This window comes from Nafulsella turpanensis ZLM-10 (assembly GCF_000346615.1).
GTDB classification, from domain to species: Bacteria; Bacteroidota; Bacteroidia; order Cytophagales; family Cyclobacteriaceae; genus Nafulsella; species Nafulsella turpanensis.
The window spans coordinates 40,903-55,491 of sequence record NZ_ANNU01000030.1; the positions used below are offsets into that span (position 1 = coordinate 40,903).

The 14,589-nt window shown below is 47.5% G+C and carries 13 protein-coding genes; all 13 read left to right on the forward strand.

All coding sequences use genetic code 11. The annotated features are described in order from the left end of the window. Nucleotides 1-102: 102 nt before the first annotated feature. The 13 genes from F752_RS24050 to F752_RS26055 all read left to right on the forward strand — a co-directional run bounded on the left by F752_RS24050 (nucleotide 103) and on the right by F752_RS26055 (nucleotide 14,491). On the forward strand, nucleotides 103-1,617 hold the full coding sequence (locus F752_RS24050) for a sodium/pantothenate symporter (RefSeq protein ID WP_017732100.1): 1,515 nt from the start codon (nucleotides 103-105) through the stop codon (nucleotides 1,615-1,617). Continuing rightward, nucleotides 1,614-2,555, forward strand: a complete 942-nt coding sequence (locus F752_RS24055) for an alpha/beta fold hydrolase (protein WP_017732101.1) — start codon at nucleotides 1,614-1,616, stop codon at nucleotides 2,553-2,555. Before F752_RS24050 ends, F752_RS24055 begins: the two co-directional genes overlap by 4 nt. 25 nt (nucleotides 2,556-2,580) lie before the next feature. After that, nucleotides 2,581-5,019 carry a TonB-dependent receptor gene (locus tag F752_RS0112570; protein WP_026135717.1) on the forward strand — a complete coding sequence of 813 codons (2,439 nt, stop codon included), beginning with the start codon at nucleotides 2,581-2,583 and terminating at the stop codon, nucleotides 5,017-5,019. An 84-nt stretch (nucleotides 5,020-5,103) separates the two neighbouring features. Next, nucleotides 5,104-5,847, forward strand: coding sequence for a 3-oxoacyl-[acyl-carrier-protein] reductase (fabG, locus tag F752_RS0112575; protein WP_017732103.1), 744 nt, complete (start codon nucleotides 5,104-5,106; stop codon nucleotides 5,845-5,847). An 80-nt stretch (nucleotides 5,848-5,927) separates the two neighbouring features. Continuing rightward, nucleotides 5,928-6,926: a 3-oxoacyl-ACP synthase III family protein gene (locus F752_RS0112580; protein ID WP_017732104.1), complete on the forward strand. Its 999-nt coding sequence runs from the start codon at nucleotides 5,928-5,930 to the stop codon at nucleotides 6,924-6,926. A 46-nt stretch (nucleotides 6,927-6,972) separates the two neighbouring features. Further along, nucleotides 6,973-8,460: a class I adenylate-forming enzyme family protein gene (locus F752_RS0112585; protein WP_017732105.1), complete on the forward strand. Its 1,488-nt coding sequence runs from the start codon at nucleotides 6,973-6,975 to the stop codon at nucleotides 8,458-8,460. 4 nt (nucleotides 8,461-8,464) lie between these two features. Further along, a complete protein-coding gene (locus F752_RS0112590) occupies nucleotides 8,465-9,331 on the forward strand; it encodes an alpha/beta fold hydrolase (RefSeq protein ID WP_017732106.1) in 867 nt (288 codons plus the stop codon). Between the two features lie 208 nt (nucleotides 9,332-9,539). Then, nucleotides 9,540-10,583 carry a hypothetical protein gene (locus tag F752_RS0112595; protein ID WP_026135718.1) on the forward strand — a complete coding sequence of 348 codons (1,044 nt, stop codon included), beginning with the start codon at nucleotides 9,540-9,542 and terminating at the stop codon, nucleotides 10,581-10,583. Between the two features lie 194 nt (nucleotides 10,584-10,777). Continuing rightward, nucleotides 10,778-11,812, forward strand: coding sequence for a J domain-containing protein (locus F752_RS25380; RefSeq protein ID WP_051049897.1), 1,035 nt, complete (start codon nucleotides 10,778-10,780; stop codon nucleotides 11,810-11,812). Between the two features lie 75 nt (nucleotides 11,813-11,887). Beyond that, on the forward strand, nucleotides 11,888-12,403 hold the full coding sequence (locus F752_RS0112605; RefSeq protein ID WP_017732108.1) for a hypothetical protein: 516 nt from the start codon (nucleotides 11,888-11,890) through the stop codon (nucleotides 12,401-12,403). 188 nt (nucleotides 12,404-12,591) lie between these two features. Next, on the forward strand, nucleotides 12,592-12,915 hold the full coding sequence (locus tag F752_RS0112610; RefSeq protein WP_017732109.1) for a hypothetical protein: 324 nt from the start codon (nucleotides 12,592-12,594) through the stop codon (nucleotides 12,913-12,915). Nucleotides 12,916-13,034: 119 nt separating this feature from the next. Then, complete coding sequence (locus tag F752_RS0112615; protein WP_017732110.1) at nucleotides 13,035-13,949, forward strand: alpha/beta hydrolase fold domain-containing protein; 915 nt, start codon at nucleotides 13,035-13,037, stop codon at nucleotides 13,947-13,949. Nucleotides 13,950-14,152: 203 nt separating this feature from the next. Then, nucleotides 14,153-14,491: a hypothetical protein gene (locus F752_RS26055; protein ID WP_152425129.1), complete on the forward strand. Its 339-nt coding sequence runs from the start codon at nucleotides 14,153-14,155 to the stop codon at nucleotides 14,489-14,491. Nucleotides 14,492-14,589: the final 98 nt, after the last annotated feature.

Below are 14,589 nucleotides of genomic sequence, written 5' to 3' on the forward strand. Positions count from 1 at the left end.
TTAGCGCCATTCTTACTTTTTTAGTAGGTTTATTCTGTGTTGCAAACGTTTGAAATAATTTTATTTCTGTTTTGCAGGATATGATAAAATAAAATTAGGAGTATGGCCTCTCAGGAACTGGTACTAGCAGGATGGATAACGGTAAGCCTTTACTTAGCAGTAACCCTGTTTTTCGTTATTCGTGGAGCATCTAAAACCAAGAGCATTGCAGACTATGCTTTAGGCAACCTTGGCTTTTCTCCCTATGCCGTAGGTTTATCCCTGGCCGCTTCCATGACCAGCGCGGCCACCTTTATTATTAATCCTGGTTTTGCCGCCTATGCCGGAATAAGCGGGGTGCTGGCCATGGCACTGATGCTCCCGCTCGGGGCTTTGGTATCGCTGGTGGTGTTTACCAAGGGCTTCCGGAAAGTAGGAAATGTTATTAAAGCCATGACCATGGCGCAGTGGATAGGGGCCCGCTATAAAAACGGTGCTTTTTCCATGTATTTTGCTTTTCTCTCCCTGCTGCTTATCACCTTTGTAGTGCTTATTTGTGTGGGCCTTACCAAAGTAATGGCCGCCATGCTCAACACCCATGAGGTGGCTACGCTGGTAGTGATTGTTTGTGTTATTTTCGGCTATATGATGTTCGGTGGCGCTAATTCCATGGTATACACCAACATGGTGCAGGCGCTGCTCATGATTGTGGTGGCTGTTATACTGCTTACTTCCGGGCTCGAGCATTTTAAAGAAGGCTTTGATGGCTTCCTGGCTAAACTGGCCGCCATAGACCCGCTGCTTGCCCGCCCCTTAAATCCCGAGAGCCACTTATTCCGCGATATGTTCGAAGTGGTATTCTGCCAGATAGTGGTAGGGATTGCCATTGTGTGCCAGCCACATATTATCACCAAATCATTGCTCCTGAAAAAGGATAGCGACGTTAACCGCTACCTCTTTACGGGTATAGTGGTGGAAATTTTATTCTTTCTTGTCGTAGCCGCAGGTTTGTATGCCCGCCTTTCCTTTCCTGACCTGGAAGTGGCCGGTGTGGCAATTTCGGTCGATGATGTCATTCCAACCTACGTACTGCAGGAATTTAGCTGGGTAGTGGGGCTGGTCGTTATTCTGGGGCTTATTTCGGCAGGTATTTCTACGCTGGAAGGTTTAATTCAGTCGCTTTCTACCACCATTACTTCCGATATTCTGGGTAGCCTGGCTACAAGAAGGGGCAAATCCCTTTCAAATGAGGTGGGCGTAAACCGTATGGTGATTGTCTTTCTGGCTGCTGTTTCATTCTTTTTCTCTTACCGCCAGCTGGTGGCACCCAATTTAAGTGTGGCCATTTTTGCCCAAAATGGAGTGTACGCCTATTTCTCGGCTGCTTTTATTCCCGTTCTGTTCGGTATCTTCTTTAAGCGGGTGCCATTGGCAGTGCCGGTGACAGGCGCCATTGCCGCCATAGTGGTGCACTTCGGAATTTATTACGGCCGGCTTACCCCCTATATGGAAGGGCCGGTACGGAACCCTGCCGTGGCGGCTGCTTTGGCTATTTGCGCCTCTACGCTGCTTTCGCTGGGGATTTACGGAATTCATATGGCCCGCACCTCTAAAAATGTTAAAGCCGTGAAAGTATGAAAAAGCTCGCCCTCCTCCTATTGCTGATTCTGACTGGAACTGCTGGCCTGATGGCCCAGGGAGCTGCTCCTGCCCTTTCCTTCCGGGAGCAGCAATTGCCCGGCTCTGTTGAGCTGGCCTATACCGAGGGAGGGGAAGAGAATAAAGAAACCATCCTTTTTCTCCATGGCCTCGGTGGCTCACGAGAACACTGGCAGCAGAATTTACCAGAACTGGCAGAGCAGTTTAATGTGCTGGCCGTCGACCTGCCAGGCTATGGTGACTCCTCTATTCCGGCCGTGCCGCAGGACAGCCTCCTGTATTTCTTCTCCGATGTCTTAAGCAGCTTCCTCGACAGTCTTTCCATTTCAAAGGCGCATGTGGTGGGGCATTCTATGGGCGGGCAGCTCGCCATGCTTTTTGCCCTTGAGCATCCGGAGCAGGTACAGAAGCTTATACTGGCGGCGCCGGCAGGACTCGAAACCTTTACCGAAGCCGAAGCGGCAAGCCTGAAAAAGTATGCGGCTGCTACCTTCCCTCAAAAGCAGCCCGAGGCACAAATAAGAATGAACTATGCCATGAACTTTTACCAGATGCCCGAAACAGCGGAGCAACTGATACAGGACCGCCTGGCACTTAATGAGTCGGAGGCCTTCCCTGCTTATGCTAAAATACTGATAGAGGGTGTGGAAGGGATGCTCGACACACCGCTTTTGAATCGCCTTGCGGAAGTAGAGCAGCCGACCTTGATTGTGTTTGGCCAGGAAGACAGACTGATCCCAAACCGCCTTCTTCATCCAAACCTTACTACCGAAGCAGTGGCCCAAAAAGGGCTGCAGGCTATTCCGGAAAGCCAGTTGGAAATAGTGCCTGAAGCCGGCCATTTGCTGATGTATGAAAAGCCGGAAGTCTTTAATGAACTGCTTATTCAATTCCTGAACCATACAAAAAATAACTAAATACGTCACCCTTAACCTTTAGGCTATGAAACATATTGTCCTTTGTTGCTTCCTGGTTTTTTCCTGTTTGTCTCTGGTGGCGCAGGAACGAACTGTTCAGGGAAGAGTCTTCTCCCAATTAAATGGTGAGAGCCTTCCAGGTGTAAACGTTAAAATTAGAGGCACCAGCACGGGTGTGGTCACCGATATTAATGGTTTCTATGAAATTGCCGTGCCCGGACCTGAATCCATACTGATATTTAGCTATGTGGGCTATCTTACTGAAGAGGTGGTAGTAGGAGAGCGTAACTCCATTGATATATCTCTGGCTGAAGACCTGACGGAGCTCAGCGAAATCGTAATTTCCGGTACCCGGCGGGCCGAAAAAATAACGGAAACCCCGGCTACTATCCAGATTATAGGCGAAGAAGAGATAGCGAAGATTGCGACTTTTAATCCGGGCGAGCTTTTGGCAAGGGTGAAGGGCGTGGAGTTTATACGCGCCGGAGTAGCAGGCACGGGCATCAACGTGCGTGGCTTTAACAGTAACTTTAATGCCAAAAACCTGCAGGTAACCGATGGCCGTTTCTCTACACTGGTGGCTACTGGCCTTCCCTTTGGCCCGCTGAATACCGTTATTAAAGAAGATATTGAGCGGATAGAAGTGGTGCTGGGCCCTAATGCAGCCCTGTTTGGCCCTAATGCGCACAACGGACTGGTTAATACCATTACCAAAGACCCTCGTACCAGTGCCGGAACCACCCTGGCGCTCAATGCCGGGAACCAGAGTATGTTCTCTGCCCGCCTTCGCCATGCACAGATCGTCAGCGGCGAATTCGCTTTTAAAGTAACCGGCGAATATACCTCTGCCGAGGAATTTGAATATGCCGACTCAGTATACATCGACCGGAATGCAGATGGAATAAAGGAAGGTTATGAGGAATATCTACTGGATAATACTATTGAATTCATGAGAGGGGAAACAGCCCTGTATTATACCCCTGTAGATGGAACTGATTTAATTTTCCAGGCCGGGGGCTCTAACTCCACTTACCTCTCCCCAACCAACGTAGGCCGTAACCAGATTAAAGACTGGAGAATCTTCTACACACAGGTGAAGCTGGTAAGCGACAACTGGTTTGCGCAGCTGTACCATACCTGGAGTAAAACTGACAGCACTTATTCCATCGACGACCGCACCAAAGGATACTACCGCTTTAAAGATACCAATCCGGAGCTGACGGAGGCCCAGCTAAGAGCTGCTTCACTTACAACCGGAGCACTCTTTCAGGATGACTCCCGCCGTTTAAATGCTGAAGTGCAGTACAATAATGACATCGATAACAACTTCTTTTATACGATTGGTGCACAATGGCAGCGCGATATGGCGAACAGCCTGGGCACCTACCTGCTCGACGAAAATGCCGAGGACTATATCACGGTTAACCAGCTGGGCGTGTATGGTCAGTTCGATTACCTCTTTGGCGATGGCTTTAAAGTTACGGCTGCTTTCCGGGGAGATAACCATGATGTGTATGGCTTCAACTTCCTTCCGAAAGTTGGACTGGTGAAGAGTGGCGACTGGGGCGGTGTCCGCCTGACGTATGGTAAAGGTATTGCAGCACCCACCATCCTCAATATGTACGGAGACCTTTTTGGCGGCCTCATTCTCGGAAATGCCGAAGGCTTTACGCTGGTAGATGGCACCGTAATAGAAAAGCAGGAGGTAGAAGAAGTTCAGTCGTTTGAGCTTGGCTATAAAGGACAGCTGGTACCGAAGAAACTGTTTATAGATGCCAACACTTACTACAACATTTCGGAAAATTTCCTGAGCCCCGTTACAGTCATTGGCGTTGCGGCCAAGCGCGGCGACCAGCCTATCTCTGAGGTACAAAGCGCCTACGCCATTTACAACGGCCTGGTGGCTACCTATGTCAACTTCGGAAAGTTTAATACCTACGGCTTCGACTTGGGCCTTAACTACTTCTTTACCGACGACTGGAGCATGGGTGCTACATATTCTTACTTCGGCTATGGCATTGATGAAAATAACCTGGAGAATGACTTTGACAAGGATGGAAAAGTAACACCACTTGACCTGCTGGTGAATGCTCCGAAACATAAAGGAACCGCTTCCCTGAATTATATGGGCGATAAGTTCTTCGGTTCCATTTTTAGTCGCTGGGTACAGGAGTTCAATTACTATTCCAGCTTCCAGATTGCCTCCGAAACCATTCCAGGCTTAAAATACCGTGGGGTTGATATTGTGGAAGATGCGCGCAGCGGCGATGCCTGGAACTATGGTCCGCTGGGAGGTTTCCTTACCTTCGATGTAAGCGCCGGCTACCAGTTTAACGATATGTTCCGCCTGTCGGGCCAGGTATCCAACCTGTTCGATACGGAGATGCGCGAGTTTACGGCAGCGCCTCCAACCGGCCGCCTGTACTCGCTCGAACTTCAGGTGCAGCTGCCGGCTATCGACTAAGCTTTTCTCAACCAAAACAGGACAGCAGGCGGTAGAGCTAAAAGCGGTCTGCCCCTGCTTCCATTTCCGAAAGAATTTTTAAGCATGAACAGACTTCAGAATAAAGTAGCCATTGTAACCGGTGGCGCAAACGGTATTGGAAAAGTAACCGCCCAGAAGTTCTCAGATGAAGGTGCCAGGGTCATCATCTGGGACCTTGACCAGGCGGGCGGGGAAGCCACAGCCGGAGAAATACAAAGCAGGGGTGGAGAGGCTGTCTTCATGAAGATCAATACCTCACAGTTTGAGGAGGTGGAAAAAGCTGCCCGGCAGATTGCAGAGCGCTGGGGGCGCATCGACATCCTCATCAACAATGCAGGTATTACCCGCGACGCTTCCCTTAAAAAAATGACTACTGAACAGTGGCAGCAGGTCATAGATGTAAACCTTACCGGTGTGTTTAACTGCACGAAAGTGATGTCGGGCTATATGGTGGAGCAGGGCTGGGGCCGTATTATCAGCGCCTCTTCTGTGGTAGGCCTGTACGGCAACTTCGGGCAAACCAATTATGTGGCGGCCAAAGCGGGCGTTATTGGCATGACCAAAGTATGGGCCCGCGAACTTGCCAGAAAAGGGGTTACTGCCAATGCAGTAGCTCCCGGCTTTATTGCGACCGAAATGACCAAAAAAATACCCGATGAGGTGCTGAAACAAATAGAGGCAAAAATTCCTGTCGGCAAAATGGGCGAACCGGAAGATATTGCCAATGCCTATGTTTTTCTGGCCTCTGAAGAAGCACGCTACATTAACGGAGCAGTGCTGAGTGTAGATGGAGGCATGGTAGGTTAAAGTTTAAAGTTGGAGATGCAGTCAGCAGGAGTCGGAGGTGAGCCCCGGCTCCCGCGCTGTTCTTCTTACTAAGAAAGAATATGGAAAGAAAAAGAAATGCAGTAATACTGGCATCGGGGATGTATGTGCCGGAACAGGTAGTTCCTAACAGCTATTTTAATGAGATGCTGGGGCAGGATGTAGACAGCTGGCTCCGCGAAAATGTACATATTTATGAACGCCGCTGGGCTGCTGAAGATGAATCAACGTCCGACCTGGTGCTGAAAGCGGCCCGCCAAACACTGGAACGGGCAAAGGTAAAGCCGGAAGAGCTGGACCTGATTATTGTGGCAACGGATACACCGGAATATGTTTCGCCATCTACCGCCTCTAAAGTGCAATACTTATTAGGGGCAGAAAAAGCCGGTACGTTCGACCTGAATACCGCCTGTGCGGGCTTTGTGACTGCCCTCGATACGGCCAGCAAATACATCCGCGACGACGAAAACTATCAGAAAGTGCTGGTGGTAGGGGCCTATGCCATGAGCAAGTACCTTGATAAGACGGATAAGAAAACCGCCAACCTTTTTGCCGACGGTGCCGGTGCTGTTTTGCTGGGGGCCGAAGAGAACAGTGAGCGTGGCTTCCTGGCCAGCCAGCTAAAAACCCAGGGCCAGTACCACGACTGGATGGGCATTTATGCCGGCGGTACCAAAGAGCCTGTTACGGCCGGGGTTGTGGAGCGAAAAGACCATAAGCTTAAGTTCGTAAAACGATTCCCGACGGAGCTTAACCCGACCATCTGGAGCGAAATGATACTGTCGCTTTGTAAGCGCATAGGCGTGGAAGTGCAGGAGGTGGATCATTTCTTTATCACCCAAATCAACATTAACAGCATATGGGCTACGCTCGATAAGCTGGGAGTACCGCATGAGAAAGCACATACTGTTATGCACTACTATGGCTATACCGGTTCGGCCTGCATTCCTATGGCCCTCGACGAAGCCTGGCAGATGGGAAAGGTAAAGCGGGGCGACCTCGTCTTCTTTATAGGCTCTGGTGGAGGCCTCTCCTTCGCCAGCGCCGCCTTCAGGCTATAAAGCTAAGCGGCTTTGTCTCAATACTCACTACTCAAGACTTACGACTATGGAATACCGGAAAGACTGGATAGCGCGTTGGGCCAGCTATCATCCTGAAAAGCTGGCGGTAAGAGAAAGCGGGACAGGCCGGAGCCTCAGCTATGGAGACCTGCAGGAGCTTTCTGCAAGAGCGGCCTCCTTCCTGCACACCAAACTTGGCCTGCAAAAAGGGAGCCGCATCGCCGTACTGGCCGATTTTTGCCTGGAATATATAGTACTCTTCGCGGCAGCGCAAAAACTGGGCATCATTCTGGTGCCCCTGAATTACCGCCTCACGGGGCGCGAAATTGCCTATATGCTGGACAACAGCCAGCCTGATTTACTGCTGACCGATGAAAAGTACCTGCCTCTCCTGAACGGGCAAAAAGCGCTCGAGGAAATCAGGCATATTTTTAAACCTTCCACTTTCTCTGAAGTACTGGAAACCTTTGAATCAAAGGACTATCCTGCAGAGGAACTTGGGGCCGACCACCCGCTTTTTATCCTTTACACCTCCGGTACCACCGGCTTTCCGAAGGGTGCCATTTACACCCATGGGATGGCCTTCTGGAACAGCATTAATACCGCTACCCGGCTCGACATCACCTCGCAGGACCATACCCTGGTGTGTATGCCACCCTTTCATACCGGGGGCTGGAATGTATTTATCACGCCTTTTCTGCACCATGGCGCTTCCTTTACGCTCCTGCCAAAGTTCGATGCATCACAGGTTTTACAGCTACTGGAAGAGGAGCGGGCAACACTTTTTATGGCAGTGCCTACCATGCTGAAAATGATGCTGGAAGCGCCGGAATTTGAGCGACTGAAGCTCGAAAGCACCCGCTACTTTATTGTGGGAGGAGAAGCCTTGCCACTGCCTACTATCGAAGCCTGGCACGCTAAAGGGGTGCTCATCCGGCAGGGATATGGTCTTACAGAGGCAGGGCCCAATATTACCTCCTTAAATCATGAAGATGCTACCCGCAAGAAAGGCTCCATTGGTAAGCCCAACTTTTATGTAGAGTACCAGGTAATGGACGATGAGGGAAAGCAGGTCGAAAAAGGGCAGAGGGGAGAGCTATGGCTGAGCGGCCCTATGATAACCCCCGGTTACTGGCAGAATGAAGAAGCCACCAGGGCTGCCATTGAAGAGAGGTGGTTTAAAACCGGCGATGTGGTGCGGGAAGACGAGGAAGACTTCCTCTATATCGTGGACCGGAAAAAGAATATGTACATCAGTGGTGGCGAAAATGTATATCCGGCAGAAGTAGAGCAGTACCTGCTGTTGCATCCTTCCATTGAAGAAGCGGCCGTGGTAGGCGTTCCTGATGAACAATGGGGTGAAACCGGTAAAGCGTTTGTTACCCTGAAGGAAGGGAGCATGCTGGGTGAGCAGGAAATTGTGAGCTGGTGCCGAAAAGGACTGGCAAAGTATAAAGTTCCCCGCCATATCCATTTTATGAGCGAGCTCCCCAAGAATGAAAGCGGCAAAATAGTCCGTAAGCTACTAAAATAAACTTATGCTGATTGCTGATACCAAGTATCCTCTTCATACCCGGATGATCAGCCTTGCAGAGGGACTATCCGTGGCCTGTACCGATGAAGGCCACGGATATCCGCTGCTTTTTATTCATGGCCTGGGGAGCTATATCCCCGCCTGGGCCAAAAACATTCCCTTCCTCTCTAATTATTACCGCTGCATCGCTATCGATTTGCCCGGCTATGGCAAATCTTCCAAGGCAGGCTTTAAGCCCAGCATGCATTTTTATGCCGATGTAGTGGAAGCTTTGCTGGATAAGCTGCAAATAGACAGCTGCTATCTGGCGGGCCATTCCATGGGAGGGCAGGTGGCTATGCATGCCGCACTGCGTTTTCCGGAGCGCATCCAAAAGCTGGTGCTGGTGGCTCCTGCCGGTTTGGAAATCTTCGAGCCTGCAGAAGCACAGCAGCTTAAAAGCTGGTTTGAAACGGAGAAGGTATATGCTGCCGGGGAGGAAATAATTTCCCGTAATGTAAAGGCGAACTTTTATCACTTCCCCGCCGATGCGCAGCCCCTGCTAACAGACCGCCTTGCCTATACATCCTGTACTGATTACTATCCCTTTTGCGAAACCATTTCTAAGAGTGTATCGGCCATGCTCGGGGAGCCGGTATATGAAAAGCTCACTCATTTGTCTATGCCGGTGTTGCTCCTCTTCGGCCGGCAGGATGCCTACATCCCCAGTCCCTTACTACATCCCAACCTAAGTGTGGAGCAATTAGCCAGAGAGGCGGCTGCTAAAATGCCACAAGCCACCTTCAGGCTACTCGATCACTGCGGCCACTTCCTCCAATGGGAGCAGGCGGAGTTGTTTAATGAACGGGTGAGGGAGTTTCTGGGAGATTAATTCTTACTTCAGGTAGAAATGGCTTCCATTAGCAGATTATTTAACTAGTCAGAAGGTTAATTCTTGTATATAAGACAAATAAGTGATTCATTTGGATTTACTGCATGAAACACTTATGTTACGCCTCAATTCTGTTTCAACTATAGGACGTAAAATAACAAATGAACCTGTTATTTTCTCCTAGTTGGCGGTAATTCATAAAATTCATATGGAAGAAAGTAGAACCATAAAAAACACGGGTGGTAAAATTCTTCTCTTTGGCCTAGATGAATTTAAAGAAAATATAGTAAAAGGTGATTCCTGTTTCATCTGTGGAGCAAGCCCTGAATCTAAGGAATTTAATAACGAGCACGTAATTCCAGATTGGGTATTACGTAGGTTTTCACTTAATGATAAGTTTGTTACCCTTCCGAATAATACCAAATTCAGGTATAATCAGTACTTAATACCTTGTTGTAAAGATTGTAACACTGAGTTAGGTCAATTTTATGAAATACCTATCAGTGCTTTACTAAGTAAGCCATATGAAGAAGTAGTGAGTGAATTAGAAATGGATTATGAGAAATTTGAGCTATTGTTCAGGTGGCTTAATCTAATTTTTCTCAAAACTCATTTAAAGGATAAAACTATATTACAAAACCGTGATAAACGTAAAGGGGAGGGAGTAATTGCTGACAAATATTTTTGGGAAGATTTACATCATATTCATTGTATAGCCAGAGCCTACTACACTAAAGCAAAAATTAGTTCTAGAGCAATAGGCTCTTTCTGGATTCTAAAGGCAGCCTCAAATATTAATCCTGATAATTTTGATTATGTTGATAATCATACAGGAAAGACTGTAATGGTTCAAATTGGAGAGATTTACCTCATAGCTGTACTGGATGATGCGGGGGCAGGCTTTTCTTTAATAAATAATGACCTTTCTAGAATTGATGGAGAACTATCTCCGCTACAGGCAAAAGAGATTGTTGCTCATTTAAGCTATATCAATTTAAATTTAAAGGAAAGACCAATTTTTAGTTCTCAATTTTCTCGGAGTCTTGACAGGTACATGATATCCGTCCAGACTCCTGATGATTTTGAACTTTTTGAGCAACACGAAAGGGTATCTTCCCCACAGGAAATTTTAGCTTTTTATTCTGAAGTAACGTTGCCAGACATTCCAGAAAGAGAAAAAGTTATACAAGAAGTTCGGGATGGGAAAAGACAATTCTTGTTTGATGGAGAAGGCAGGTTTATAAAAAATTAAAACTACCGCCAACCAAACAAACAGGTTATTGGGCGTAAGCTGGAAATTCTGGCATCACAGCCATTTATAAACTGAACAGCAATCGGAAACTATGGTGCTATTAAACGCCCAACACCCAGTTTGCGGACCGCTGGGCAGCATTAAGAATGAGGCTGTGCAGACTAACTAAAGTTTGAAGAAAGAAGAAATAGTTAATGGGACTTGCAATTGAATCATATTATCAGGCTTTAGGCTTAACGAAAAATGCTTCTCTTGCCGAAATCAAACAAGCCTACAGAAGGATGGCAAAGCAGTTGCACCCTGACAAAAATGCAAGTCCGGAAGCACATGACCAATTTATTTTTTTAACAGAGGCATACGAGTTTCTAATTAATGTAGAGACAGGTAACGCTGAAGGGAGAGAACCAGCTGCTTCATTTGAAGAGTGGCACGAATCTTATCAGGAGCAGGCAAGAGAAAGAGCCAGGCAGTATGCCCGGATGCAATATGAGGAGTTTAAAAGGACTGATTATTATAAAAAGTCTCAGGCGGCTCTTACAGTTTGGAATCACTTATACTTCTTTTCTTCCCTGTTTTTCCTTTTATCACCTTTGTGGGGCTTTCTCTTTAAAGGATGGGCAGGTTTCTTTGGTGGACTTTTCGCTACCTTTATCACTGTGCATTACTGGGCAGGTGTGTTCAGGGAAAAAAGTAAGGTGAATTTCCGGTCCTTTTTTCATTCAGCAGGGATAATTGTTAGAACCAAGACTTTCCTGTATATAACAGCTGCCATAGCTAACTTAGTCCTCTTTTTCCTTTTCACTCTTAACACCCAGCTGACAGTTTGGGGAATAGGAGCAGGTCTTTTGGCTATTTATGCCCTCTTCTTTCTTTTCTTAGAATTCAGGGCTATTCACCTAACACCTGTACTAAGGAATACCATTTCAATCTGTTGGATACCGACTATTTTTAACCTGTTCTTCCTGATCAATTTCAGTTTTTCATCGAATCCGGTAGTAGAGAAATATCCTTTTGTTCATAAGGAAGTATGGTATGATGGTAGTTTCTCGAAAGGCCGGTGGGAAAAAATTGCGTCCATTTATTTACCTGGTGAGCAGTATTCCGAGTATAGCTGGTTTACAGTGTTTTTTGATTTTGAAGCCATGGAACATAAAAGGGAAATTACCTACACGTTCGAGGAAGGATTATTGGGCCTGCGGGTGTTGAAAAAATATGAATTTACGAAATAATATGAAAGCCAAAGTACCCTGGAGGAGAGCAGGTGGCCTTTCGATAACATAAAACACATTTTATTTTAATCCGAAATGAAGAAGAGCCTCCTGCTGCTATGCTTTTTAATCCTTTCTTTCAGTGCATACGGACAGGAAGAGGAGCGAAAAAACAACCTGCTCCTGGAAGTGGGCGGGTCCAGTGTTCCCTATACAGTAGGGTATGAGAGAGTCCTGAAAAACAGCGCCTCTAATGAACTTAGGGTAAAGTTTGGACTGGGGCTTATAAAGACGCTGGAGTGTTCATACTGCAGTACAGACGATGCCATAGGGCGTAGCCGGGAAATTGAAGAAATAGTATCGCTCGAACTATTGAATTTGTGGGGTAAAGGCAGAGGCAGGCTCGAGTATGGTATTGGCTTCGGAATGACGAATGCGTATAATTTTTCTAACACCTACCTGTTGTCTGGAAGGATTGGATATCGCTTCATAAGCTTAAACAACGGTTTCAACTTTGGGGTGGGACTAAATCCAAGCTGGAAGATATCAGGCTATGAAATCTGGACCGATTTTATTCCTATGCCTGGCCTGAAAATAGGCTATGGGTTCTAAACAAGTAAAACGATAAAGCTCGGGGCGGGGAGCGCGAAAGAGAAACCAAACCTACAGATAAGGATGCCGGAAAACATCTACACCCAAAAACAGGAAAGCAAAGCTGTAAACGCTGCAAGCATAGAGGAAGGGGCTGAAAACCAGGTGGCCGACGCAGAAGTACCAAGGTTTTACTCACCAAAGACCATATGGGCTTTTCTACCTTTTTTACGGTTATTTTTGGAGCAGTGCTGCTCGCTACCAACATTGGCGATAGAAAAGCAAAGTGGGTGGTGATAGGCTTTGGTATCCTATACACCGCCCTGGCGATTATTGTTATTAACCAACTTCCGCAAAGCTCGGCTATTACACTGGCAATCAATGCTGCCGGGGCGGTAATGCTGACAGAATTTTTCTGGAAGAAATATGTAGGAAATAAAACCAGGTTCCGGAGAAAGCCCATCTGGAAGCCGCTGATTATTTCTGTTTTGATTACCATTCCTTTCATTCTGGCGATGATTTACGGGTACTAGAAAAAGTAACAAATAGGTGAGGTGGTAAACTATAATTTACCGGTAAGAAGCTAACAGCTCATAGGGTTTTCTTGCTATATTGATATCCGGTACACCTGAATAATTTAACGCACCGCCCTATGCCCAGCATTAGCTATTACCTTATCCGGATGGTTCTGAAAGTAAAGGGCATTAAAAAGACCTTTTCTAAAGTGCCACTGGATGTTCAGCGACTAAGGAAGGAAGATATCCACCAGCCCTCCGGGAAGCTCCTGGCAGGGAGTGCAGCTACTACTTTTTCGGTTCAGCAGTCTACGGTAACTGAAATCAGCCCCCCATCTTCGGCGACTGATTTTCTGCTGCTTTATTGTCCCGGAGGAGCTTATGTCTATGGTCCCACAGAACTCAACTGGAGGCCCCTTGCCCGGCTGGTAAAAAATACCCGCACCAGAGCCTGGGTGGTCGATTATCCTAAAGCACCGGAAGCGAATATCAGGGAAATAGCCACGAATATCGATGCGGTATATGCGGAGGCCCGCCGGCGCTATTCGCCTGCCAACATTATGCTGCTGGGCGATTCCGTGGGTGGCAGTTTGGTGATTTCCCTGGTGCAGCGGCTGATAAAAGCGGGTGAAACCCCGCCATCTCATCTCATTATTATTTCCCCCGTTCTGGATGCGAGTATGAGCAATCCGGAGATAGCAGAAATTGATAAGGTGGATCCTATATTAAGCAGGCCCGGCGTATTATCGGCGAAAAGAATGTGTGCTGCAGGGATGGATTTGAAAGACCCGCTCATTTCGCCCCTCTATGGCAGCTTTCAGCAGTTCCCCGCTACCAGTCTCTTTATTGCCGAAAACGACATTATGCGCCCCGACCAGGAACTCGCCGGCTGGGAAATGCAGGAAGAGGACGTTGAGTTTACTGTCATTGAAGGCAAGGGTATGCCGCATGTCTGGCCCCTGCTGCCGGTAATGAAGGAAGCGAAAGAGGCATTGAATCAGCTGGAAGAAATTGTGCTTAAGACCATCCAATCGAAAAAGCAGAAAGTGTAACTGGCTTCTGCTTGCCTTTAGCATTTCTTTATGAATAGCAGTCCTTCTTTGGGCCCCTGCTATGCTCTGGTCTTTAGCACGCTCCGTCTGAAAGCCAGCAGGATCTGCTGCTCCCAATTCCTGGAGCGCTCCCGGATTTCGTCCGGCATAAAATCGGTAAAGCTGATGCGCACGCGGGGCTTTTCCTGCTGCTGGGGTACTTAATGGCTGTCATCGAGTATGGCTTTAAAAATGTCGTTGAGCTGTTTAATGCGGTCCACATTTTCAAGATAGCTTTCCTTCCTGTTGGCAGTTCTGGTTTTGAAGTATCTTTCTCGCTCCCCGACTTTGCTAACATGCTCAATCCGGTGGGTGTCGAGCAGCTATTTAATGCCGTTACTGGTAGCGCTCTCGCTTATCTGAAGGCTCTACTGAATTTCATCAAAAGTCAATTCGGGTTCGTCGGCTACCCTGAGCAGGGCCAGCACTTTGGCTGCCCCTGCCTGCATTCCATTTTTTCGAGGTATACACTTTGTTTTCCGATGAGTTCTTTTTTGTGCTAAGAGAGATGCAAAATGTTCTACTCTAAAGTGCCTGTAGATATAATAAACATTAACTCGCGAAAGCTCCTAGTATGCGGAGGGTTAGCTGAATAAGCGGA